This is a genomic window from Nocardioides marmoriginsengisoli (genome assembly GCF_003725695.1).
GTDB classification, from domain to species: Bacteria; Actinomycetota; Actinomycetes; order Propionibacteriales; family Nocardioidaceae; genus Marmoricola; species Marmoricola marmoriginsengisoli.
Genome location: NZ_RJSE01000007.1, coordinates 927,439 through 948,937, shown reverse-complemented (window position 1 = coordinate 948,937; position 21,499 = coordinate 927,439). Strand labels below are relative to the sequence as shown.

Below are 21,499 nucleotides of genomic sequence, written 5' to 3'. Positions count from 1 at the left end.
GCGCACCGCCAGATCGGAACTGTCGGAGGCTCGTTCTACCGTCGGATTCTCAACAGCCCTTTCCCGGAGGAACCGCCGTGAACCTGTTCACCATTCAGAACGATCTCATCGCCGACCGCACGGCCGATGCCTGGTACCGCGTCCCTAGCGACGGCCCGAACTTTCACTACCGGTGGCAGTGGGGCACCGGACGCGACGGCGGGTTCAGCTATGTGATGGGCGAGCATCGGGAGCAGGCCGTGTGCCGCGATGAGCCCAGCCTCACCATCTCCTGGGGTCTTGATGTCGATGACGCAACCGACCCCAATGACCGCCGACACTTCGACTGGGCCGACAAGTTCCCAGACCCCAGCATCCGACTGTTCTGGGCTGACATCTTTTGGAACGGCGCCCTCATCGACCGCGTCGTTCTCGCCCGCGTCGACGGCGCGCGCGGAACCATCCCACTGCCTAACTACAACATGCAGGTCACGCACTTCGAGGCCGCAATCGCCGACCTCATCGACGGCCTCGAGGGCCCAACCCGCGAGTACGGCCCGTTCGCCATCCTCGAGCGCATCGGCGCCACCATCGTCGGTGACCATGACCGCGAAGGCGCAGGTTCGCCCAGGTAGTTCGACGGTCAGCCTGCCTTGATGAGAGCTGCCACTGGAGCCTGAACGAATTGCACCCAGCTCAGCCAGCTTTCTTCACGGGAGTCGATCGGAGCGCAAACTCGGTACCGACCAGGGTGGGCCGAAGACTAGATTTCCCCGATGGACTTCGATGCCCTCGAACCTAGCGCCGAGACAGCAGCCCTTCTCAGCCGCATCATGGCTGACTTCGCACCCGATGACCCGGAACAGCCGTGGACCGACGGTGAGATGCGCATCGCTGTACCTGTCGACTACTTCCCGCTTCCGGAACTCGCGCGCGCCGCGCTGCGATGGGCCGGCTACGTCCCTCAACGTTGGGATGACAAGACCTCGTGGCGACTCGGGGGCCGTTTCCGCGACCGGAACGTCTCACTTTCATCGACCAAGTTCGGACTCCGCTTCATGGTCGAGGCCGACGTCACCGGCTTCACTCACAATCTGCTCGACATCAGCAATGACGATTCCGAGGATGATCTCGATCCGGAGGCCAACCTGATAGCCGCCGCAGAAAACGTTGAGTCCGGCCTCGTCGAGGGCGATATTGCGAGTTCCGGTCTGACGGGCTCTGGCCCGACCCGGCCGACAGCAACGACCAAGCAGTCCGAGAACTGGCTCGACGAGATTGACGACCTCCTCAAGATGGCCAGCAGGACGAGGGTCCCCAAGGCGATGTCGTCAACGCGGCACGATCTGTCTGAGGACCCAGATCTGGACACGTTCTTCCACGACTTCCTGACTCGACTCGGACGAGCGGTGCAGGTCTTCGACCAGCACGTGTTCGCGAAGGTGGTCAAGGAGCAGGTCAGCGCTGGCAACATCACCTTGCTCAACCAGCACGCACGGCTCCGAGGTGCCTACGACTACTTCCGCTGGCAGGCGCAAGCATTCATCGACGGTCACGGCGACGATGAGCTTCGCCAGGAGATGGCCGGCATGGGGTTCCTCGCTGCCGGCGGGAAGCCAGGCGAGCACTTCCTAATGCCGCTTGTAGTCCGCAACCAGCTGGGTTACTGCCTGACGGCGATGGCGTCGGCGTACTTCTCCTGGCTCGAGCACGTGCTGGTGCTGGCACTACCGTTCACAGGCTGGGAACCGCAGGAGCGAAGCGTCACCGAGGTCATTGGCGACACGTGGTCCCTGAAGTGGAAGCGTGTCATCCCGGCGTGTCCGGAAGCCGACGAAGTTTTCATCAGGCTGAAAGTCGCCGTCGAAGAGTTCCGCAACCTCGATGCTCACGGCGGGTTCGGGAAGAAGGAACGCGCCCTGCTCATCCACACGCCCGTCGGCGCGATACCAGCACGCCTGACCGAAGGCGCTGGCGCCGTCAAGGCGACCGTCATCCCCGATACGCCGACTGGGTTCCCACAAGCTTGCGATGTCTTCGATGCAACCGACGCGTTCCTCCAGACCGGCCCGATGGCGTCGGCCATGCAGTGGATCGAGGCCGGTATCCAGGTTCCGTTCAACGCTGACCACCGACAGATGCTGAAGAAGGCGATGAGCGAGGTCCACGAACCATTCGAAGCGACCGTGAATCGGTACTCCGAGCTCGAGGACCGGGTCAACAACTTCGAGATGTGAGAAACCGACATCCTGACGGTTCGTTTTGGTCAGCTGGCTGGAATCTACGTCGGCGCGTGTCGAACACAGGTTCGGTTACGACCCCGTGTGAACATCGAGGGTGGATTTTGTCGATCAGGGCACCTTCGTGCGGGCCTGGGCTGTTCAGCCCCAGCGGTTCGCATGGCTCCTTGGTGCCGGCGCGAGCGCGTCGGCAGGCTTGCGGACGGCGAATCAAGTCCGTGACGACCTGCTCCTGCGTGTCTACGCAGAACGGCACGGCCTTGTCCGCCAGAACCTGAACGCGAACGACCCGAACGTCCGCTCCGCACTGACCTCGTACTTCGACGGCCGAAACAGTATGGTGCTGTTCGGCTCCGCGGACGATTACTCCTGCGCGTTCAAGCTGGCACTGCCTGACGAGTCGGCTCGCCATTCGTACCTGCAAGGCATCTTGAAGGGCTGTAGCCCGAGCTACGGTCAGAGGATCTTCGGGGCGTTGATGACCGCTGGCTTCATCGACATCGCCACCACGACCAACTTCGACGATCTGATCGAACAAGCCGCCGCCGAGTCCTACTCCGCTGTCAATGACGTAGGAGATCCGCGGCGCCTGAACGTCGCCGCGCTGAACAGCGTCGACCGTGCGCGCCACATCCTGTCCTCCGAGAATCATCCGCTCCTGGTCAAGCTCCACGGAGATTTCCGGGAGTCGTCGCTGAAGAACCTGACCGACGAGTTGGTTGCGCAAGACCAGGTGCTGCGCCAGTCCGTTCAGGACGTCAGCCGGAACGTGGGACTGGCCGTCGTGGGCTACAGTGGCCGCGATGAGAGCGTCATGGAGATGCTGGAGAGCGCGACGCTGCCCGACAGCGCCTGGCCTGCTGGCCTGTGGTGGTTCGCACGGGAGCCAGACCGTGTACCCGATCGGGTGCGCCGTCTCCTAGAGGCCGCCACCGAGCGGGGTGTGTCCTCCTACCTGGTGGCGTTGGAGACCTTCGACGAGCTGATGGCCAGCCTCGTCCTGCAAGCCGAGCTCACCGAAGGCGCCCGCACGTACATCAATGGTCTACAACCAGCGTCCCGGGTCGCGGCCGCCTCTCCACCCGAGGAGGGCAAACGCAGCTACCCGATCATCCGCTACAACGCGCTCCCGCTCCTGGCCGCTCCCACATCGGTCCTGCACGCTCCGCTGTCCGGCGTCGACAACGAGGAGTTCCGTCGGCGAGCTAAGGAAGCCGAGTGGCGCGGAGTTGCTGTCCACGCTGGCGGAAGCGCATGGGGTTGGGGTGACTCAGAGCAGTTCGAACGAATCGTTGGCACCGCTCCCGAGGTCGTCGACATCGACCTGACCGGCGGCATCCCGGAGCCGGGCCTGCAAGGGCTGCTCGTCCAGGGTCTGGCTAAGTCGATCGCATCGTGGCTGCCGGCCCGAGCCAGGATGACGCGTCACGACGCCTTGGTTTTGCTGCACGAGTGGGAGGACCTCAGCGAACCTCGGAAACACGCGCTTCGCCGCTTCAAGAAAGCCTACGACGGCCAGGTCACCGGGCACTTGGGAGAAGGTCGCGGGCTGAACCGGCGTGGAGAACAGCGCGCCTGGGCGGAGGCGGCGCGTGTCCACGTCGAGTGGCGATGGGGGGTTCCGTGGATGATCTTCGTCCCGTTCACCTGGGTCGAGCGACTCGAACGCGACGAGGACCACGAAATGATGGTCGTCGACCCGGCAGCGGACTGGCGTCGGGAACGCTGGGTGCAGCGCAAGCAGAATGAGACGTGGGCCGGCATCATCGATGTGTGGGCGACTTCGATCGCACCTCACCGCAAGGACGTCTCGCTTCGCCTTCCCCGCGCCTGCGTGCCCGACACATTCGGCGGCTTTACCCTCGGCGCGTTCTCAGCACATAGCTGGAGGTCAGCATGAGCCACGACGTCGACCCCCGCCAACCGTGGGCGCCGCACACGATCCTTCAGGAACCGATGCTGAAGTTCGACAGCACTCCGAACCCGGCAACATCGGGTCATCCGCTCGTCGGCCTACTCGACCACGGTCCGTACGCAGGCCCGCCGACCGACAGCGTGCGGTTGGCCACGATCACGCTAGATGGTCAGAAGCAGAAGCTCTACGGCTTTCTCCGCGGCGCCACCCAGGTGCACGAACCCGGCGACCGTCGTGCGTACGTACCGCGGTACCCGGGGTTCGGGGCACTGTTCAAAGCCGACCTGGTTCCCCAGTCCGACGCCCACGTCGACATCAGGAGCAGCGAGATCGGCACCGGAGCTGACGCGCACGAGCGGCTCAGCGACGCGCTGGCCCGTGCCGTCCGGCACCTGCACACCATCCGCGACTCCTGGGATGTCATCGTCGTCCTCCTGCCTGAAGCCTGGGAGCCTCTCAGACTCAGCTCAGACGGTGCGCTGGACCTGCACGATCGCCTGAAGGCGATGGCCGCGCCACTTGGGTGCCCCATCCAGATGGTCCGCGAGGCCTCTGCCCTGCGATTCAAGTACCAGTGCTCGATGTACTGGCGCCTATCGATCGCGCTGCTTACCAAGTCCGGCGGTGTGCCGTTCCGAATGGTGCAGCCGACCCAGACCGACACTGCGTACCTCGGGTTGGCCTACGCGATCCGCGGCGGAACCGCCGACGAGTTCGTCACCTGCTGCTCGCAGGTCTTCGACGCCGAAGGCGGCGGCTTCGAGTTCATTGCCTACAACGTCGGCGCCGACCGGGACCTGGAGAACCCGCACCTGACACGCGACGAGATGCGCACTGTGATGGCACGCAGCGCCCGCCTCTACCAGCGCCGCCGAGCAGGGGCGCTGCCACAGCGTCTTGTCATCCACAAGACGACGCCCTGGCGTGAGGAAGAGGTCGCCGGGGTCTTCGACGCGTGGAGCCCGGCCGTGGCTGACATCGAGTGCCTCCAGGTGCGTGCAGACACACCCTGGACTGGCGTCACCCTGCGTCGCGGCACTGGCAGCGCGGCGGTCCCCAACAGCTGGCCCGTGGACCGCGGATCTCTCCAATACCTCTCTGAACGGGAGGCTCTGTTGTGGGTCGCCGGCACGGCGAAGGGTGTCGCGTTGCAGGGCGACAACTACAACCAGGCGGCCAAGGCGCTGCCGACCCCGATTGCGTTCAAGCGCTACGCCGGCGCCGGCCCCCTGGAGATTCCTGCCAGCGAGATCCTTGCGCTGTCGAAGCTCGACTGGAACAACGACGCCCTGTACGGGCTGACCCCGGTGACCATCTCCTACAGTCAGCGGCTCGCACGAATGATCAGCCGGGTACCGCACTTGCCGGACGACAGCTACCAGTTCCGGCTGTTCATGTAGTCACGAGCGGCCCTCCAACCGCCCTGCGCCGGTGCGCTGGGAGTTCCTGGTACATCGTCAAGGATGACGACCTGAGTTCGTCGGCTCTGGCTAGGAGACACGCCCACCGGATGCGGTCAAAGTCTCCAAGCGTCGTGAGGCTGCAACGATTCTATCTGCCGCGATGGGTGCGTCATATCTGCCGCGATCGATCCGTCAGGGTCCGCGCCATCGCGCGGATCGGAAGTGTCTTGCCAACGATGCTCACGCCGTCGAGTCGACTCATCGCCTTCGCGATAGATGGCGTTGCGCGCATCGCCTGGATGCGCCTGGTGGCGCCCCGGCGGGCAGCCGGTCGAGCCGATGCGCTGAGAGATCCGATCGAGGAAGGTGGGCAGCGCGTAGCGGTGCCATTCCTCCAGTGCGGTCGAGGTCACGGCGTACGCCGCCTCCCAACGCAGGCAGGCGATCGTGGCGAGTTCGTGAACGATGTGGGGGTGTTCTTGCCAGCACATCGGGATCACGTGATCGGTGCGCCAGGTGTGCTCTTCGTTGATCCAAGCGACAACCTCATCGAGCCACACGTAGATCAGGCACCGGAGTTCATCAGGGCAGGTCGGCGGATCCCAGGGACGCGGGAGTGTCGATAGCCGACGGAGCTCGTGCTCCGATTCAGGCGGGATCGCTGCTGCGAGTCGCAGCTCGTCCAAGTTGGCGACTACTACCGGCGACGGTGACGGAAAAGGAACAGCGAGAAGACGTGTAGGTTGGTCCGCCATCGGCGACCTCCTCGCGTTCGATTGGCACGTGACCGGGCTTCCGTCTGGGCGCTCAGCAAGGCGCGACCGGCCTTACCGTCGATGCACCTGGACAGCCGAGCGATGAACGGCTTGGCATTCTCCGCCACCACCAAGGCGTGGCGCTCTGGGAGTCGGCGGATCTCTTCTGGTCGGAGGACCGGCACGTCGTCGCCGTAGAAGCTGCTGCCCCAGGCGCCGTGGCTCAGGTTGAAGCTGCGCCGAGCGACCCGCGTCGTACCGAGGAGGTCGGAGATCTCCTTGTAGAACTCGATGTCCTTGCCACCACCGAAGACCACGATGTTGTTGGTCAGTCCGAACATGGTGCGGGCTTCGTCTTCCCCGTAGCAGATGACGAGTTGGCGCCAGGTCTGGGCGGCGTAGATGAATGACAGTCCGAGCGCGCGTTCGTTTGCGATCCGTGTCCGGAGCGTGGGTAGTGGTGTGGTCGATGGCAACTCGTCCAGACAGGCCAAGAATGACGGGCACAATCGACCGTAGGGCGAAGCCATGGCCATGCCCAGCGCCGTGTCGAGCACGTGTTCAGCGATCGCGGTCATCAGCGGGGAGGCAGAGGCATAGGGATCGTCACGGCCAAGCAGGTAGATCGTGCCGCCGGCCTCGATCGCAGCCTTGAGGTCGATCGCTGGGCGACCGGGACCGGGCGCGCAGCGTCGCCGGATCGATTCTTGAAAGAACAACGCCATTGCTTGCTGAACAGTTGTGATCGTGTTCCCTGCTGTGCGGTCGTCGCCGTGGATTGCGCCGCGCAACAGGCCGTCCCAGAAAGGCGCGGCGCCCGGGTGCGTCCGCAGGATCTCCTCTGGCTGTCCCGCGTTGTGAGGGTCCGAGAGCCAGGTGAGTACGTCGTCGAGGGAGGCCCCGGCTAGCGCCGCCGAGTGGAAGTACGCCTGGAGGACCTTGGCTCCTTCGGCCGCGTAGAAGCGGGCGGCATCGTCGCCGGTTCCTCGCGTGACGGCGCCGCCGACAGTTCCCGCGGTGAATGCCTTAGCGCGCCGCTCGGCTGTCATGGAGTCCTCACAGCCGTCGATCGGGTCCCAGATCAGCTGCGGAACGCCTGGTGCCAGATCGAAGGGGTCGAGGACGTGTACCGGGCGTTCGTCTTGGGCGCGAGCGTCGAGGGTCAGGAATAGGTCCTCTGGCTTGGTCAGGGTCACCAGGGCGGCACCGGGCGCCGACAGCAGAGCAGGCGTCAGAAGATCGAGCGTCTTTCCGGAGCCTTGGGGTCCGTAGACGCCGACGGTGCGGTCGAAGGGCACCCACAGGTCCACACCCCGTGGAATCGTCGACTTGCCCAAGGGCCATCCGATCTCGGCGAGCTGCTCTCGAGTCACGGCTGACCCCGCCGGAAGAACCAGCTCGACGTTGGCGCGACGGTGTCCGGGCGAATCGTCTTGCGCCGCTTGCGGAGCACACGCGGCCCGAGTACGGCCTGGACCTCGTGGCGACTCGCGAGCCCGAACTGCGCAGCGGGCCCGACCGTCCTCCACCACCATCCCAACGCCCAGACAGCGACAATTGCGACCAGCACCTCAACCAGTGCGATGCATCCGTACACCAGGCCCGCCTGCGGGCAGTTGCTTGCGACCGCGACGGGAAAACCTCGCCCGGGCTCGCCCGCGAGCAGACCCAGCAGACTCTGGCCCAACGCCTGGTCGGGCCACGCGAACGGCTCGCCGACAAGAAGGTAGGCCAATCCCTGGCCGACTGGAAGTGCGAGGACTGCTGCCAGGCACCAGGTCAGTCCTAGGCCTGCCGGCAGTTCCCAGGTGAGCGGGAGAACATCGGTCCGTTGACTCTGGACACGCATCAGCGGTCGCGACCTTGGATTGCTTCCATGCTTCACCAAGTGCAGTAGAGGAGGGCGAATGGACATCAGGTTGTTGGTTCACCCTGCGTCAGAGCCTGAATCGAGCGAAGGCCCCTACCCAGGCCCTGCAGCGCGCCCCGCATGAGCAGCCAGCCAGGGTGTCGGATCGGTGTTGTCGGGTCCATAGATGCTGCCGTTGTGTAGGTGGACCTCGAAGTGCAGGTGGCACCCGGTGGCGTTGCCGAGCGCCCCGACCTTGCCGATTTGTTGTCCGGCTGTGACGACTTGGCCTGGTGAGACCAGGACCTGTTGCATGTGCGCGTACCAGGTGGCTAGCGAGCTGGGTCCGGTGACGACCGTGACGAGCCAGGGCCCTGCCCAGCTTTGGGATCTGTCGATGCCGATGGTGCCGCTGGTCGCGGCGAGGACTGGGGTGCCGCATTGGACCGAGAAGTCGGTGCCGGTGTGCCAGCTACTCCAGTGGCCTCCGCTGTGGCCCCAGTTGTTCTGGTTGGTTGCGGTGAACGTGGCCGGGACCGGATAGACGATGGTGCCGGCTGCTGCCAGGACGATCGGGTTACAAGACTGCGTGTTCGTTGCTGCAGCCAGGGCGAGGATGGCGCCGGGCCAGAGCTGTTTGGTTAGGTCGTTTGCGAGGGGAACCCATTGTTCGTAGAGGCCACTGTATTCCTCGGCTGGCCGTTGCACGGTCGCTGCCGCGTCGGTCACCCGCATGGTCTCCCATCCGGGGACCCGTACGAGGTGTTGAAGGAATGTCGTGGTCGCGTGGGAGACGTTTCGGATCTGATCGATTGTCCCCCAGCCTTGTGAGGGTCGTTGCTGGAACGCGCCGAGGGAGTCGCGGTCGCCGTAGCCGAGGTTGCGGATGCCTGATTCCTGTCGTGCGGTTGCCAGGGCGATGACAGCGGCATGGGGCTTGTTCGAGGTGGGCCCGAAGGCGCGTGCGGCCGCGACGATCTGCGTGGCGACCGACATCTGTTCGGCGTCGATCTTCTGGTTCGCGACAGTTGTGGCGGGATCTGCGACGACGCCGTGGCCGCAGGGGTCGGGAGGTTGGGAGGCCTGGCTGCCGATCAGGGCGAGGAACAGGATCGGAAGAGCAACACCGCCGAGGAGTAGCGGTGCTCCGTACTTGGCTGCGCTGTGGTTGCCCACGGGTCAGCCTGCGATGGCTTCGTTGGTGTAGGTGAGCCGGCGTTCGAGGGGGGTGAGCACTGTCTGGACCTTGTAGCGCTGGTCGCCGACCATCCAAAGGGCGCGGCCCTTGTCGCCCATCGCCCACCCCGTGACGAGCTCTTGTTGCATGCGGCTCAGGCCGAGTAGGTGGCCGAGTTCGGCGGCGACTTCGTCGTCTTGGCCCAGAAGGATCCGCACGTCGGCCAGGTGCAGCAGGTCTTTGGCGATCTGCGCAGCCTGGCTGCCTTGGTCTCCAGCGGAGAGCGGGTCAGAGGGCTTGTGATAGGTGACGAGTTGGATGTCGCCGTCGTTGCGCGACATCCGCAGGTTGGAGTCAAGGGTCTTGACGGCCTCGACGCCGAGGCGTGTTTGCATCCAGGCTTCGTCGCGCAGGACGATGCGCCGGTCGCCCGGTTCGGCCATCTCACGCATCCCCTGTCCCCAGGAGTTGAGGCACATCAGGGCGATCCCGACGGCGGCCTCGTTGCCGTTCGCGTGCAGGGTGTTCAGTGAGAGCGTCTGGATGGGTGCGCGCCAGTTCGGCTGGAAGGTGGAGGCGGTGTCGAAGAGGCCTTCGAGTTCGCCTTCGCATAGAGAGCCGAGGGCGTCGCGCAGTCCGCGGGTGCCGTCGAAGAAGTCTTGGCGGGTCTCGTAGCGGCATTCGGTTACGAGGGCGTCGGTGGGTGTGTCCAGTGCTGCCCAGACCATAGGGATGGTGATCTGCGTGAGTTTGGACTGTCCGCGGGACCAGCCGGTGAGGTCGCGTAGGACGCGGTTCATGACCCGGCTCTCGGTGGGAGTGAAGGGCACGTTCTGCGACCCGACCAGGCCGCGGATCAGTGCCAGCCAGCGGTTGAAGAGGATGGCGCCGCGTCGGGCGCACTCGACCCGGTCTTGGGCCTCCCAGTCCTGGGCGAGGGGACCGAAGTCGAGTGGGTTGATCCGCCCAGACAGGCCGGGGCCGATCCGGTAAGGCTCGACGCCGAGTGCTCGTGAGATGTCCTCGTACTCGTCCTTGACGTCACCCAGGACCAGGGAACGGTAACCGAAGCGAATCATCCGGAGCATGAATGCCTTGACCAACGCAGACTTTCCGCGGCCGGGCTTGCCGAAGATGAATACGTTCGGGTTGGTGACCCCGATGTTGTCGTCGTTGACCCAGCCCATGGGGTCGCAGTAGAACGACCCGCCCGAGAGCACGTTGAACCCCATTGGCGCACCGGTCGGTGGTAGCCCGTCGCCGGCGATCAGGGGCCATGTGACCGGGGTTTGTTCGGAGGTCATCTGGTAGCCAGCCAACGGTGGCAGAGTCGGCGCCCAGCCGTGGCCTCGGTGACGGGTGCCGCGGGCGCGGACGACCTTGGGAAACAACTTGTCTGCTGGCGGCTCGACGGCTGCTGTCTCCTTGCGGGGCATCTGTCCGCCGAAGTCAGTGAGAAGCTCATCCAGCGATCGCGCTGAGGATGTGGTGTTTCTTCGCGGGCTCATCAGCGTCACCTTGCTCCGCGACGGTTCGGGAGCCCTGTTCCCAGCGGGATGGTCGCTGCTGCGAAGGCTGCATCGTGGGCACCGTCGAGGGGCAATGGAGTGAAGCCACAGAGCCGGACCGAGGCGTCCAGGCGCCGACCGAAGTCTTGGGCATTCCAAACGGCTGGGACGGTGATGGAAATGGCCGAGGACACCTTGACCAAGGAGCGGCCACGTTCGAGCTTCTCGTCGGTGACGTGGAGCTCTTCAACGGCTCGTCGGTCCCGTGCCCGTTCGACACGACCAACCTTGCGGCGCATCTCGGCAGCCATCGCAGCCGACATCTCGGCGCGGCTGGTGCTGCGGTCGGCGACCCCTTGGCCGACGGGTCGGTAGAAGACGGTGAGCGCTCGACGTTCCCCGATCTGGGAGGGGACCAGCGCGCGTGCGAGCGCACCCATCACTGCGCCCTTGCGGGGTAGGAGGATCGTCGTGGAGATCGACTCCCAGTCGCCGTGGCGGTAGGACCGTAAGGCGGTGGAGGTGTTGGTGGGGCCCGCGGCACCGACAGGGATCCCCGCAGGGATCGTCTCGTCGTGGGCGTGATGGATGGCCGCGTCGGCGAGCGCCGGGGCGTCTCCGGGTTCGAAGCCAGTACGGATCGCGGCAGCAAGTGCAGCGGTATCGAGCCACGTTGCGTGGGTGCAACCGATGGCCCCGGTGAGCCTGGCTTCGACCTCGGCGAGGATTCCGTAGAGGATTCGCGCTCGACCGGTGACTCCTCGTCCGGCTCGGCGGGCGTCCTTGGCGATGACCTCATCGCGGACGACGACGGTCACGAAGGCTTCGGTGCGCACAGCGGCGCCGTTGATGGCGATCTCAAGTTGGGTGTGGATCTGAGCACTCAGCGCGGGCTCGTTCTCACGGGCGTGCTGTCGGACCCATTCAGCTCGTTCGGTGCCGTCGTCGGGAATGGTTCGGACCTGGAGTGCGAGGAGGTGGAGTTGGCCCGCTGCTGAGGCTGCTTCGAAGAGCTCGGCTAGGCCGGCGCCCATCCGGGACCGTTCGTCCTCATCGCTCATCCCGATACCGGGGTGGACGATCCGTGCGGTGGCTGCCCAGGTCCGGGCGCTGTGGTCTTGGATGATCGCCGGGCGGGAGGTCCTTCCGGACATTGGTGGTCCGTCGTGGATCTCAATGCCGGTCAGTACGCCGGGTAGGTCTGCCTCGCCGTGATCGTCCAGGTCGCCGGCTGCTGCTTTGGATTGCCAACGTGTCCAGCCGGTGAGGTGTCCGACAAGGTGTCGGGCGAGGATGCCGATCCATTGGGCGGCTGACCAGCCTCGGACGGGTACGCAGATCAGGGCGACCGCGGCGAGCCAGAGCGGGATGAGCCCCAGGAGCGCGGCCCACGCCCCTACGGCCATGGCGAGCCAGCAAGGCAGGGCGGTGCCGAGCACCAGGAACACTTGTGGTCCGGTCAGGCCGAAGAACCAGCCTTGTCGGTCGCGGGTCGCGGTTGCGCCGTAGGTGATCATGCGAGGAACGCAGCTTCGCCACCAAGATCTTCGCCAAGATCGCCAACGAGTTCGTTGCCCGGAACGCCGCCAGCACCCCCGCCGTCTGCGCTGCCGAGGTGGGCAGGGTCATTGGCGGCACCGTGGTGCGGGTCCCAGCCGTGCCCGGCGCGGGTGCGGGGCTGTGGACCCTTCCCACCTCGAGGAGGCGGTGTCGTGTCGTAGTAGCCCTGGTTGCCAATGCCGGCTTGTCCCATCACGTCAACGGTCATGGACGCCCCGGTGGCGGCGACCGTCCCGACGGCGCCCATGGCGACGCCGGCTGCCTTGCCCGCCGCACCGAACGCGTGCGCGAACTTCGACTGGAACCGGTTCGCGGTCGCGGAATCGGCCGAGCTTTCGCTGGCGGCCCGGCCGTCAGAGCTGACGTCGGTGGCAGCACCGGAGCCCTGGTCTTGGGCGCCGCGCCTTCCGGAGACGAGCCCGGAGACGCCACCGTTGGCGGCCATGGTCGTACGAAATGACGCGCCCGAGGACGTGCCTGGGTCGACAAACGCGAGGAGCCGGAAGAGCACCATCGGGCAGAAGCAGGCGATGAAGAAGATCACGCAGCCGACGACGGCCATGCCGACATTCGTTGCGCTGTCGGCGACCTGATGCTGGGCGACAGTGGTCAGCCCCTGGCCAAGGTCCGAACCAGGCGTGGCCGGTCCGTCGGGGAATGCGGCACGTGAGATCTGTACGCCGATGCCAACCACCAGGGCGAGCAGCGGGGCAGTCAAGCTCGCGGCTGCGAACCAACGGATCGACTTCCACATCCAGGCCTTGGTTCCCTCCCCCAGTGCGCCAGCTGCTGCGATGGGCATGGTCGCGGTGAGGATCATCAGTCCGGCCTCGCGGACCAACATGATCAGCAGGTAGCCGAAGGCTGCCGGGATGAGCAGGAACAGCGAGCACACGCCGAGCACGGCTGACTGGACGGTGCCGGTCACGTGGTTGGTCATTCCGGCCGATGCTGAGTAGCCCGCAAAGCTATCGATGTTGAGCATCTCGTGGAGCAGCCCGCGGGTCAGTCCAGCGCAGCCGAGGATCAGTCCCGCGCAGATCGCGACCCAGCCGGACACGACCGCGCCATACTGGGCCACCCCAACTGCCAACGAACCGAGCGACCGGCCGTCACGCCGGATTGCTGCCACCCCGATTTGGCCGAAGCCGATGAACAGGGCGACGAGGAATGACAGCCACAAGGTGATGCCGTAGAGGTGGCCAAGGCCCGGGTCGGCGACATTGGGGGTGGTGAACTTGTCGATGACGCCGAAGACCATGTCGATCAGCCAGAGGCCGGCTGACCACAGCGACATCATCATCGAGGTGAAGGCGTCAGAGAGGCCCTCCTTGACCTTGTCGCCCATCCAGTGGAACGGGTTCAGGTCGATCAACGGCACGAGCAGCGCGTTCATGGGCTGACCTCCAGCCATTGGTAGCCGGAGTCGTAGGAAGCTTGCGTGCCCGGCCACAACGATGGTGACGGCACAGGCTCGGTTCCTGGACCGATCATCCAGCGGCCTTCGTTCCAGACCATCCGCTGGCAATCGGCCACGGCGATCCGGTTCGCGGGACTGCGGCCAGCGGTGATGGTGACGACGAAGTCGACGCACCCGATGACGCTCGCGGTCGCTGGGTCTGTCTTGACCGTTCCCATAGCCGGGTCCAGGGCGATCTGAAGCTCGGTGCTGCCGTTTGCTGGCAGCCCGGCCGAGGACAGCAACACGGTGACTGCTTCGACACCGGACCAAGTCTGGGCGGTGGGTCCGCCGCGCATCGCCCACGTCGCGATGACGTCTTGTGCCGTCACCACCGATGCAGAGCCGATGGCGCGTTGGTCGATCGCGATCAACTGTGCCAACGCGCCCGCTGAGGTTCTTGGGAAGCCGGTGGCCACCTGCGATTCGCCAAGCTTGGCTGCTTGTGGGAGCGCGATGGTGCCGGTCGAGCCGGTAGACAGAGGTCCCGGTTGGGCTTCTGCGAGTGTCGTGCCCGCCTGTGCGGAGCCTGTAACCTGTTGTTCGCTGGACCTCGAGGCCGCCGTGTCGCTGGCGCTAGCGTCGCTGCCGGTGATCAGGGCTTGGACGGACCACACTATGCCGGCTGCGACCGCGATGACGACGAGCACGGCAATGGCGAGCAGCACTTGCAGTCTGCGTCGGTCCCACTCTTGGGGTCCAGTGACCAGTTTGGCCAAGGCGAGCTTGGACATCAGCAGCCCTTCCCGACGATCGCCCACAGGATCCCGTAGATGGTTACGTAAGCGACTGCGGCGAAGACGACGTAGACGAGACCCGAGGCGCCGGCTTGGGCGGCTCGGGACATGCTGCCAATGCGTCCGATGACCATGGCGCCGACGGAGATGAACCCGGCGATGATGATGACCGCCGCGACGCCGTACTTGACCCAGCTCATGAGTAGGTCGGTGTATTGCGCGATGCCTGTTGGCGCCTGGGCGCAGACGTTGTTGATGTCGAGCATGATCATCGGCGTAGGCCCTTCTTGTTCCGATGCGTGGTCTGGTTCACGGAAGCCCCAGTGATGTCGGGCCAGATGAGTTCGATCAGTTCGGTGGCTGCGCTAGCCAGGGGCTTGGAGAAGGGCTCGGTATCGATTCCGTTGAGTTCGAGGTGGCGATCGGCTGGGAACAGAGCGACCCGGTCCTTGCTCTGGGCGCTGCCCAGTCGGGGGCCGAAGGCCGCGGCCACGGGGGTCGGCCAGCGCTTCGAGCCAACGCCCACCACGTGCGGATTGTCCGGAAGCGCAGCCAGCGCCCCTTCGACCTGGCGTACGCCTGGGACTGTCGCCCGAAAGACCACCACCAGCTCGACACCCTCCTGGGGTGGCCACAACGGGTTCGGAGTGGAGGTCAGGGTCCTCCAGTCCGTGCCCGAATCGGTGACCACAAGGGCGGACCCGCACGGCGGCAGGGGTGGTAGGTCGGACGGCGACATGGAGTGCACCGGACGAAAGACCCTGACCGCCTTGCGGCGACCCATTCGCCATGAACTTCCGGCGTTGGCCATGTCGCGGTCTGTCGCGGCGAGCATCCCGGACCGCTCCGTGGGCGCGCCATCGATCAGGTGTACTTCTCGCGCGGACCGCCCTGTCGCGTCGCTCAACGCGGCAGCCAGGGCATCGGCCAGAGCGACGCTGACGGTGGTCGCACCGGCACCGGCGTGAGCTGCGACAACGAGCAACGACGGGCTCGCGGTGCGGGGCGGGGTCTCTGAGGTCACTGAGGTCGCGGGAGTGGCATGGGCTGCTCCCCCATCCTGTTGCGCTCGGACCGCAGCAATCAGTTCAGAGACGGTCGTCACTCGAGGAGCTGTGATGGTCACGACTGGCCCTCTCGCCTTGTCGCTCGGACGCGCATTCCTTCGCGCAATAGCCCCGGGTTGATCCCGGCGAGGATCTGCCGGGCCTTTGCTGCCTGACGCAGCGATGCCAGGAGCGCTCCGAGCTGCTCGACGAGGACATCGAGATCCCCGTCGCGGAAGGTATCGAGCAGGTCAGCGACCCATTCGGCATCGCCTGCCTGGAACGGCAACGCGGCTGATGCGGCTTCGTCGATGTACATGTCGATGTCAAGCACATGCAACGTGGCCGAGTGGACACTCATCAGGCAACTTCGCTCAAGTAGCGTCCAGCGGTCGCACGCAGACTGGCCAGCGCCTGATCGCGTCGGCGAAACACGGTCTTCGTGCAGAGTCCGCGATGCTGAGCAACCTTGGCCACCGCAGCGACCGAGCACGCTCCTCGCGCCCACTGACGGCCTTGGGTGTCGAGGGCACCACGATCGGCAGCCACAAGCTCCACCAGAAGGCGAGCATCCTCAGGTGTGATGGCGTTGGTCGCAACTGCCCAGCTGAGAAGGTCAGCCAACTGGTCCCTGGCATCGCAGAGATCCTCGTCGGTACCGGGTTCTCTGGACCCGGCGACGACGTCCAGCAGTCCCGATTGCGGGTCAATGAGGACGACCGGCTTCGGGCCGCGCCGAGTTGTGTCGGGCAGTAGCAGCGCGATGACCGCCGCCCTGGTGTCGTAGATCAGGTTTGCGGCGTACGACTGGGTGCGGCGCTGCCACGGGAAGGTACGGATCTGTTCCCACAGCGCCTCGACGACTACCGTTTCGACGTCGTCAGTGAGATTGCGGAACTGACGAATCAGTTGCCGAACCCCGCCTTCAAGCTGGTGGACCACCGCGATTCCGGCCACCTCGTCGTCACCACCGTCGCAGGCCGCCAGACGTACCAAAGCGCCGAGAGGACCGTCAGTGGCAGAGCCGCGCAAAGCATCGAGTTCAGCCAACGAGTTGACGCCAGCCAGAGCCGGTTCGGCTCCGAGCCAGCGATCCCAGATCTCGCCTTCAACGATCTCCGCCAGGTTTGATGGCTCAATGCCTACATGAATGATCGACGACATGGCAGATGCCTTCCGAGAGTGCGAATGGGCACTCACGGTCGAACTCGACCCTCACCAGTTGGCTTACCAACGGCCTCACCGCGGCTGGATCAGGCGGGGGTAGATCCGTGGAAAGGTCCTAGGTGTGCTTGACCCAGGCCCCCATTTCGTAACATTTATGCTACGCTGCATATCGGTTGAGAGGAGCAGTGCAATGGCTGAACACAGCGCGTTCTGGGATGACCTTGCTCGCGATTTGGAGGACCCGGCATTTCTCCGCGAGTACGTCGTGGAGTCGATGCGGATCGCAACGATCGACGCCGTCGTGAACGAGCTCGACGAGGCACGCACTGCTGCTGGGCTCTCCAAGGCCGAGCTTGCCCGCGCGATCCAGGTCGAACCTGCGACGATCCGGCGGTTGTTCGCTTCGGACAACCCTAATCCGACGCTCGGCACGCTCGCTGAGGTGGCGGCAGCACTCGGGATGAGGATCACCCTCGAGCCGCTTCCCGAAGTCGAGCGTCGTCAGGTCACCAAGCCCCTGCTCGAAGGACACAGCGCCGACGCGAATGGCCTAGCCCGGCATCTGAACGGTATGCGCACTCGCAAACCAAAGGTGCCCGCGTAGGCCGTCAGCTCACTGATCTTGGATTGCGGGCGAGGTACTCCTGGCCCATTCGCCTCACAGCCACGTAGTCCGAGGCGGAGAGGGTCGTGCGGAAGGGCTTGTCGCGCCCGTCGACCACGACGAGCAACGGTTTCTCCCGGCCTTGCGCGGCATAGTCAAGAAGACAAAATAGTCGGCAGTGGTGGCGCCCAGGACCGTCGGCACGAATCTCGAACCACCCGCTCATCTCGCCCTTCATTGCCTCCCAGTAGCCACCACCCGCGAACCGTTTGGGTGGTGCAGCTGCCACTGCGATCAGAACGGCACGGATTTTTGCTCGGACCGAAGTCGGATACGAGTTCAAGGCCCCGCGCCCAGGCTCGGTCTGGCTGGGGTCGTCGGAGGCGTGGCGGCGGAAGTAGACGATCTCGTGGGCATCATCAGGTGATGGTCCCGTGCGAACCTGGGGCAGCTTGGTCGCTTTCGACTTGCGCCCGCGTTGGGACTTGTCCCGCGGATCAGGCGCCATAGCGGCGGCTGATCATAGTGTCCCGAGTCCCAACACCTGGCTGGTTCGCGGCGAAGGCTCGAGTGGCGCGTCGCCGTCGTCGCTTCGGTTGAAGATCTCGCTTGCGACGTACTCCTTGGCCTCGTCGGGGCGACCGAGTGTGGTTTGGGCTCGGGCCAGGTCGAGACGTGGCTTGTCTTCGCAGGGTGCTGCGGCGATCGCGCGCTCAGCGGCCCAGGCGGCGAGTTCGGGATCGTTCTCGGCGAGCGCGTGGGTCGCGATGATGTGGGCGACGTCCACGATGGCAGCGGTCAGGTAATGGTCCACCGGGTTCTCAGCCAGCCAGCCGTAGCCTCCGGGGCGCAGTTGGTCGAAGGGCTTGCCTGCGACGAGTCGGAGCGCGGAGACGAGGTCCTCGATCCCTGCGGGTCCGCGCGCCTGACCGCGGGCCCGGAGTCGTGTGAAGAGGTCGGCATCGCTGAGGACGCCGTCGAGTTGGTAGACGGGGATGCCGCGGGCCTTACTTGCTGCTGTGAGCGTCGATTCGGGTAGGTACAACTCCTCCGTCAGGGGGTCGGCGCCGAGCCACTTGCGCAGCGTGGCGATTCTGCTGTGCAGGCTGTTGGTCTGCATCGAGAATGCCTCGGCCATCTGTTGGGGTGTGACTCCGTCCGGCCTGGTGGCGAGGTAGGCGATGAGTTCGGCGTAGTAGGCGGTGCGGCGCTCCACGTCATGAGGGCTGTCGCCGGCTACGTGGACCTCGACTGGCCCGAGCAGATGTAGCTTCGGCCTCGTCTCGGCGACGTCGGTCCAGCCTGCGTGGTCGGCCTCCAGCGTCGCGTCGTCGCTCAGGACACGGTCCCGAATCCCCGGTGTGACTGCCGGCGCGAGAATTGCAAGATCCTCACCCGTCGTCGCAGCCGCCGCCAGGTACTCGACGTCGGGACGTGGAAGGAGCGAGGTCGGCCCGCCTACTCCGTTGCGCGTGTCTGTGACGTCGTCGGTCAGGGCCCCGGCCACGTCCACATCGTTCGTGGTGCCGTCGACGCGGGACGCGATGGGCATGGGTTCGTCGGCAGCATCGGCCTCAGATGCGGCGAAGAGGTCAGCCAGCGCGGTTGCCTCATCGTGTCCGAGGCGGTTGGCCTCCAGGGTGGCCCACGGCGTCACGAGTCGTCCGGCGCTATCGACCGTCAACCGTATCGCACCCTCCGCGACCTCGTCCGGACCGATAGCCACGAGCGCGATGGCGTTCCGGCCGCGGAGTCGGGAGAGTTCCTCAAGGACTCCGTCGACCTCGCCGCTGTAGATGTGTTTGGTCCCGACGTCGGCGAGAAGGACTGACGGCATCCAACTGTCGGCACCCAGTCCGCTGAGGCGTCCTTCTAGGACGCCCAGGCCCGTTGCTTCGGCGGCCTCGCGGATTCGTCGTGCGGACTTGGTCAGCTTTCCGATGTCGAGTTCGGCTGCCTCCGCCAAACGGGTCGGGTTGAGCGGGATCAACTCAGCGGCAACACCGCACAGTGCAACGTCGACGGTGTTCGCCCACGGGTTCGTCGCTAGTTCGGCTGCCATGAACCTGACCAGGCCGGCTGCGGCTGGCTGGTCACCGACAACGTGGAGCACGCAGGCGGCTTCGAGGTCGATCAGCCAGGTTCCGCCGTCATCGTCGGCGCCGACGGAGACCAGGGTCGGATAGGGAGCCGCGATATCAGCGTCGACCGGGCGATGGTCACGCGCCAGTTTCCAGCAGGTTCCCCGGTCGGCGACCATCCAGGGCGCTGGCGGGTCAGTGGCCGAGCCCCCGATCATCAGGTCCAGGTGCGCCTCGGTGAGCCGTGCTGCCTGTACCTCCGGCATATCTCCTCCGGAGGACCGGAGTCGAGTTGCCAGGTCTCGGAGAGCAAGGTCAAGAAATTCAGCGGCTTCGCCTCCCGCTGAGCCGGCAGTGCGCACCGTTCGTTCAGTTTCGATCAATGCGTCTGGCGTCCGGGCGATAGTTCGTCCGGATCGCCGTGTTCGGAACTGGTTGCGTCTGCGGGCGATCAGCGCCAGGAAGAGTCCTCCCGCGAGGAAGACGCCGCTGCCGATCAGCGAGCGTGCAAGCGCGCCCGATCCATCCGCGTCGGCGGTGACATTCGGATGCGTCGCGTCAGTGGGCTTGTCGAAACGCGATACAGGCGGCTGTTCCCCGGACAGCGCTGGCGGTGCCGGCGTCGGCACCGTCGTCGGCGGAGCTTGATGAGCCGGTGGCTCCTGCGTCCCGGTGGATGGCTGTTGGGGGTGGTTGTGGTGCGCAGGCTTGGGCGGTCTCGTCGCCGGGGCGTTGTAGTGGGTGCCTGGTGTCCGAAGTTGCTGGCCGGGGAAGATCAGATCGGGGTCCTCGATCGTGGCGCGGTTGGCTTCGAAGATCTTGGGCCAGTCTTTGCCGTCCCCGTAAGCCTCCTCGGACAGGCCCCAAAGGGTGTCCCCGCGTTCGACCGTGATCAGGTCGCTAACTGTCGTCTCGGATGCTGTGGTCCCCGAGACGACTGCTGGGGCGGGGACCATCAGCTTCCAGCCAGGGAGGATGGAGGTCGCGCTTCGGAAGTGGACACCGTCGGGCATCTGACGCCCCTCGTTGAGGGCGGCGATTTCGCGCCAACGCTCACCACTCCCGAGGTGCTGTGCTGCGATCGACCACAGAGAGTCACCTTTGGTGACCTCGACCATCGTTGCGTGGGTTGATCGCTGTTGAACGGGCGGATGCGCGAGCTGCGTCGGGGGTCGTGGCAGGGTGGCAGAGGTCGATGTAGGGGTGGTGACGTCGTGGGCTGGCTGCAGTGAGGTCCCGGACGTCGCTCCTGCCGGCATCGTCCAGGGTCCTGGTGTGGCGGTCGCGACAGCAGAGGTGAGTCCGACAGCGACGACGGCCTGGACTAGTGCGCGGGCGAGGGCTTGCTGACCTCCCGTGGTTCCGGGGACTCGGCTGAGCCAATCTGCGGGTCGGCCCGCGGCGATCCTGACCTCAGCGATCACCTCCACCGCGAGGCAGAGGGTCATTTGTGCCCAGAAGATCCATGCGAGGCAGGCGATGAGGCCGAGCACTGCGTGGTCTGTCAACGGAGAGTTCAGAGTCCAGCCTTCCGGGACCGGGTTGCCGATCATTGCAATGAGCAGGATGGGGACGCCGGCGACAAACGCCAGGACGAAGGCCACGGCTGCAGCGGCCCTGGTCACGGTCGCAGTTCGCTGGATCGTGGTCATGGCTGTGCTCCCTGGTTGATGGCCTCGGCGCTCTGCGTTTCCTCGATGGGAAAGGATTTGATGCCGATCACGCTGAGGATCACGGTGGTCGACCTGCCCGTGACCGTGACCGTGACGGTGGGCCCGACTACGCGAGCGAATCCGGTCACTCCAGCGTCGCGGAGGTACTTCTCGGCGCGGTTGATCGCGGTGGCGACGGCGATCTCGTCCTTGCCGTTGCGGACGCTTGCCGCGGACAGTGCATCGGCTCCGCTTCGGGCTGCTTGTGCGGCCGTGCGGGTGGAGGCGAGTCTTGAGTCGATGACTCGGCCGCCGTCCACGACGAGTCCCAAGAGCAGGGTGAAGGCGCCAGCGGTCACGAGCACCG

Annotated in this window: 19 protein-coding genes; 5 read left to right on the top strand and 14 right to left on the bottom strand. The window is 65.5% G+C overall.

Going from position 1 to position 21,499, the window contains the following annotated elements:
* The first annotated feature begins 77 nt into the window (after positions 1-77).
* The 4 genes from EFK50_RS13170 to EFK50_RS13155 all read left to right on the top strand — a co-directional run bounded on the left by EFK50_RS13170 (position 78) and on the right by EFK50_RS13155 (position 5,534).
* Positions 78-614 carry a hypothetical protein gene (locus EFK50_RS13170; RefSeq protein ID WP_123227991.1) on the top strand — a complete coding sequence of 179 codons (537 nt, stop codon included), beginning with the start codon at positions 78-80 and terminating at the stop codon, positions 612-614.
* Positions 615-755: 141 nt separating this feature from the next.
* A complete protein-coding gene (locus EFK50_RS13165) occupies positions 756-2,216 on the top strand; it encodes a hypothetical protein (protein ID WP_123227990.1) in 1,461 nt (486 codons plus the stop codon).
* A 100-nt stretch (positions 2,217-2,316) separates the two neighbouring features.
* Entirely contained in the window at positions 2,317-4,119 is a 1,803-nt protein-coding gene (locus EFK50_RS13160) for an SIR2 family protein (RefSeq protein ID WP_123227989.1), read from the top strand.
* Positions 4,116-5,534 (top strand): argonaute/piwi family protein, encoded by a 1,419-nt coding sequence (locus EFK50_RS13155; RefSeq protein ID WP_123227988.1) that lies wholly within the window; start codon positions 4,116-4,118, stop codon positions 5,532-5,534. Before EFK50_RS13160 ends, EFK50_RS13155 begins: the two co-directional genes overlap by 4 nt.
* A 116-nt stretch (positions 5,535-5,650) precedes the next feature.
* On the opposite strand, the gene EFK50_RS21870 is transcribed toward EFK50_RS13155, so the two are convergent.
* The 11 genes from EFK50_RS21870 to EFK50_RS13100 form a co-directional block, all read right to left on the bottom strand.
* Positions 5,651-6,097: a hypothetical protein gene (locus EFK50_RS21870; RefSeq protein WP_148046153.1), complete on the bottom strand. Its 447-nt coding sequence runs from the start codon at positions 6,095-6,097 to the stop codon at positions 5,651-5,653.
* A gap of 137 nt (positions 6,098-6,234) precedes the next feature.
* Positions 6,235-7,665: a type IV secretory system conjugative DNA transfer family protein gene (locus EFK50_RS13150; RefSeq protein ID WP_123227987.1), complete on the bottom strand. Its 1,431-nt coding sequence runs from the start codon at positions 7,663-7,665 to the stop codon at positions 6,235-6,237.
* A 590-nt stretch (positions 7,666-8,255) separates the two neighbouring features.
* Complete coding sequence (locus EFK50_RS13140; RefSeq protein WP_123227985.1) at positions 8,256-9,317, bottom strand: M23 family metallopeptidase; 1,062 nt, start codon at positions 9,315-9,317, stop codon at positions 8,256-8,258.
* Positions 9,318-9,320: 3 nt separating this feature from the next.
* Positions 9,321-10,826 carry an ATP-binding protein gene (locus tag EFK50_RS13135; RefSeq protein WP_123228661.1) on the bottom strand — a complete coding sequence of 502 codons (1,506 nt, stop codon included), beginning with the start codon at positions 10,824-10,826 and terminating at the stop codon, positions 9,321-9,323.
* Positions 10,827-10,831: 5 nt separating this feature from the next.
* Positions 10,832-12,343, bottom strand: a complete 1,512-nt coding sequence (locus EFK50_RS13130; protein ID WP_123227984.1) for an SCO6880 family protein — start codon at positions 12,341-12,343, stop codon at positions 10,832-10,834.
* Complete coding sequence (locus EFK50_RS13125) at positions 12,340-13,782, bottom strand: TrbL/VirB6 family protein (protein WP_183407806.1); 1,443 nt, start codon at positions 13,780-13,782, stop codon at positions 12,340-12,342. Before EFK50_RS13125 ends, EFK50_RS13130 begins: the two co-directional genes overlap by 4 nt.
* Positions 13,779-14,579 carry a hypothetical protein gene (locus tag EFK50_RS13120; protein WP_246004146.1) on the bottom strand — a complete coding sequence of 267 codons (801 nt, stop codon included), beginning with the start codon at positions 14,577-14,579 and terminating at the stop codon, positions 13,779-13,781. The genes EFK50_RS13125 and EFK50_RS13120 overlap by 4 nt, the downstream gene beginning before the upstream one ends.
* A complete protein-coding gene (locus EFK50_RS13115) occupies positions 14,579-14,854 on the bottom strand; it encodes a hypothetical protein (protein ID WP_123227983.1) in 276 nt (91 codons plus the stop codon). The genes EFK50_RS13120 and EFK50_RS13115 overlap by 1 nt, the downstream gene beginning before the upstream one ends.
* Complete coding sequence (locus EFK50_RS13110; protein WP_221177375.1) at positions 14,851-15,708, bottom strand: hypothetical protein; 858 nt, start codon at positions 15,706-15,708, stop codon at positions 14,851-14,853. Before EFK50_RS13110 ends, EFK50_RS13115 begins: the two co-directional genes overlap by 4 nt.
* Positions 15,705-15,989, bottom strand: coding sequence for a hypothetical protein (locus EFK50_RS13105; protein ID WP_123227981.1), 285 nt, complete (start codon positions 15,987-15,989; stop codon positions 15,705-15,707). The genes EFK50_RS13110 and EFK50_RS13105 overlap by 4 nt, the downstream gene beginning before the upstream one ends.
* Positions 15,989-16,792 carry a hypothetical protein gene (locus tag EFK50_RS13100; protein WP_123227980.1) on the bottom strand — a complete coding sequence of 268 codons (804 nt, stop codon included), beginning with the start codon at positions 16,790-16,792 and terminating at the stop codon, positions 15,989-15,991. The genes EFK50_RS13105 and EFK50_RS13100 overlap by 1 nt, the downstream gene beginning before the upstream one ends.
* Before the next feature lie 193 nt (positions 16,793-16,985).
* Here EFK50_RS13100 and EFK50_RS13095 point away from each other — a divergent pair, with 193 nt between their 5' ends.
* Entirely contained in the window at positions 16,986-17,399 is a 414-nt protein-coding gene (locus EFK50_RS13095; protein WP_123227979.1) for a helix-turn-helix transcriptional regulator, read from the top strand.
* 4 nt (positions 17,400-17,403) lie between these two features.
* Here EFK50_RS13095 and EFK50_RS13090 read toward each other — a convergent pair whose 3' ends face one another.
* From EFK50_RS13090 to EFK50_RS13080, 3 genes are read right to left on the bottom strand one after another with little or no spacing between them, the layout of a single operon-like run.
* Positions 17,404-17,907, bottom strand: a complete 504-nt coding sequence (locus EFK50_RS13090) for a hypothetical protein (RefSeq protein WP_221177374.1) — start codon at positions 17,905-17,907, stop codon at positions 17,404-17,406.
* A 12-nt stretch (positions 17,908-17,919) separates the two neighbouring features.
* Positions 17,920-21,132: a LysM peptidoglycan-binding domain-containing protein gene (locus EFK50_RS13085; RefSeq protein WP_123227978.1), complete on the bottom strand. Its 3,213-nt coding sequence runs from the start codon at positions 21,130-21,132 to the stop codon at positions 17,920-17,922.
* A complete protein-coding gene (locus tag EFK50_RS13080; RefSeq protein ID WP_148046151.1) occupies positions 21,129-21,491 on the bottom strand; it encodes a hypothetical protein in 363 nt (120 codons plus the stop codon). Before EFK50_RS13080 ends, EFK50_RS13085 begins: the two co-directional genes overlap by 4 nt.
* Between the last annotated feature and the right edge of the window lie 8 nt (positions 21,492-21,499).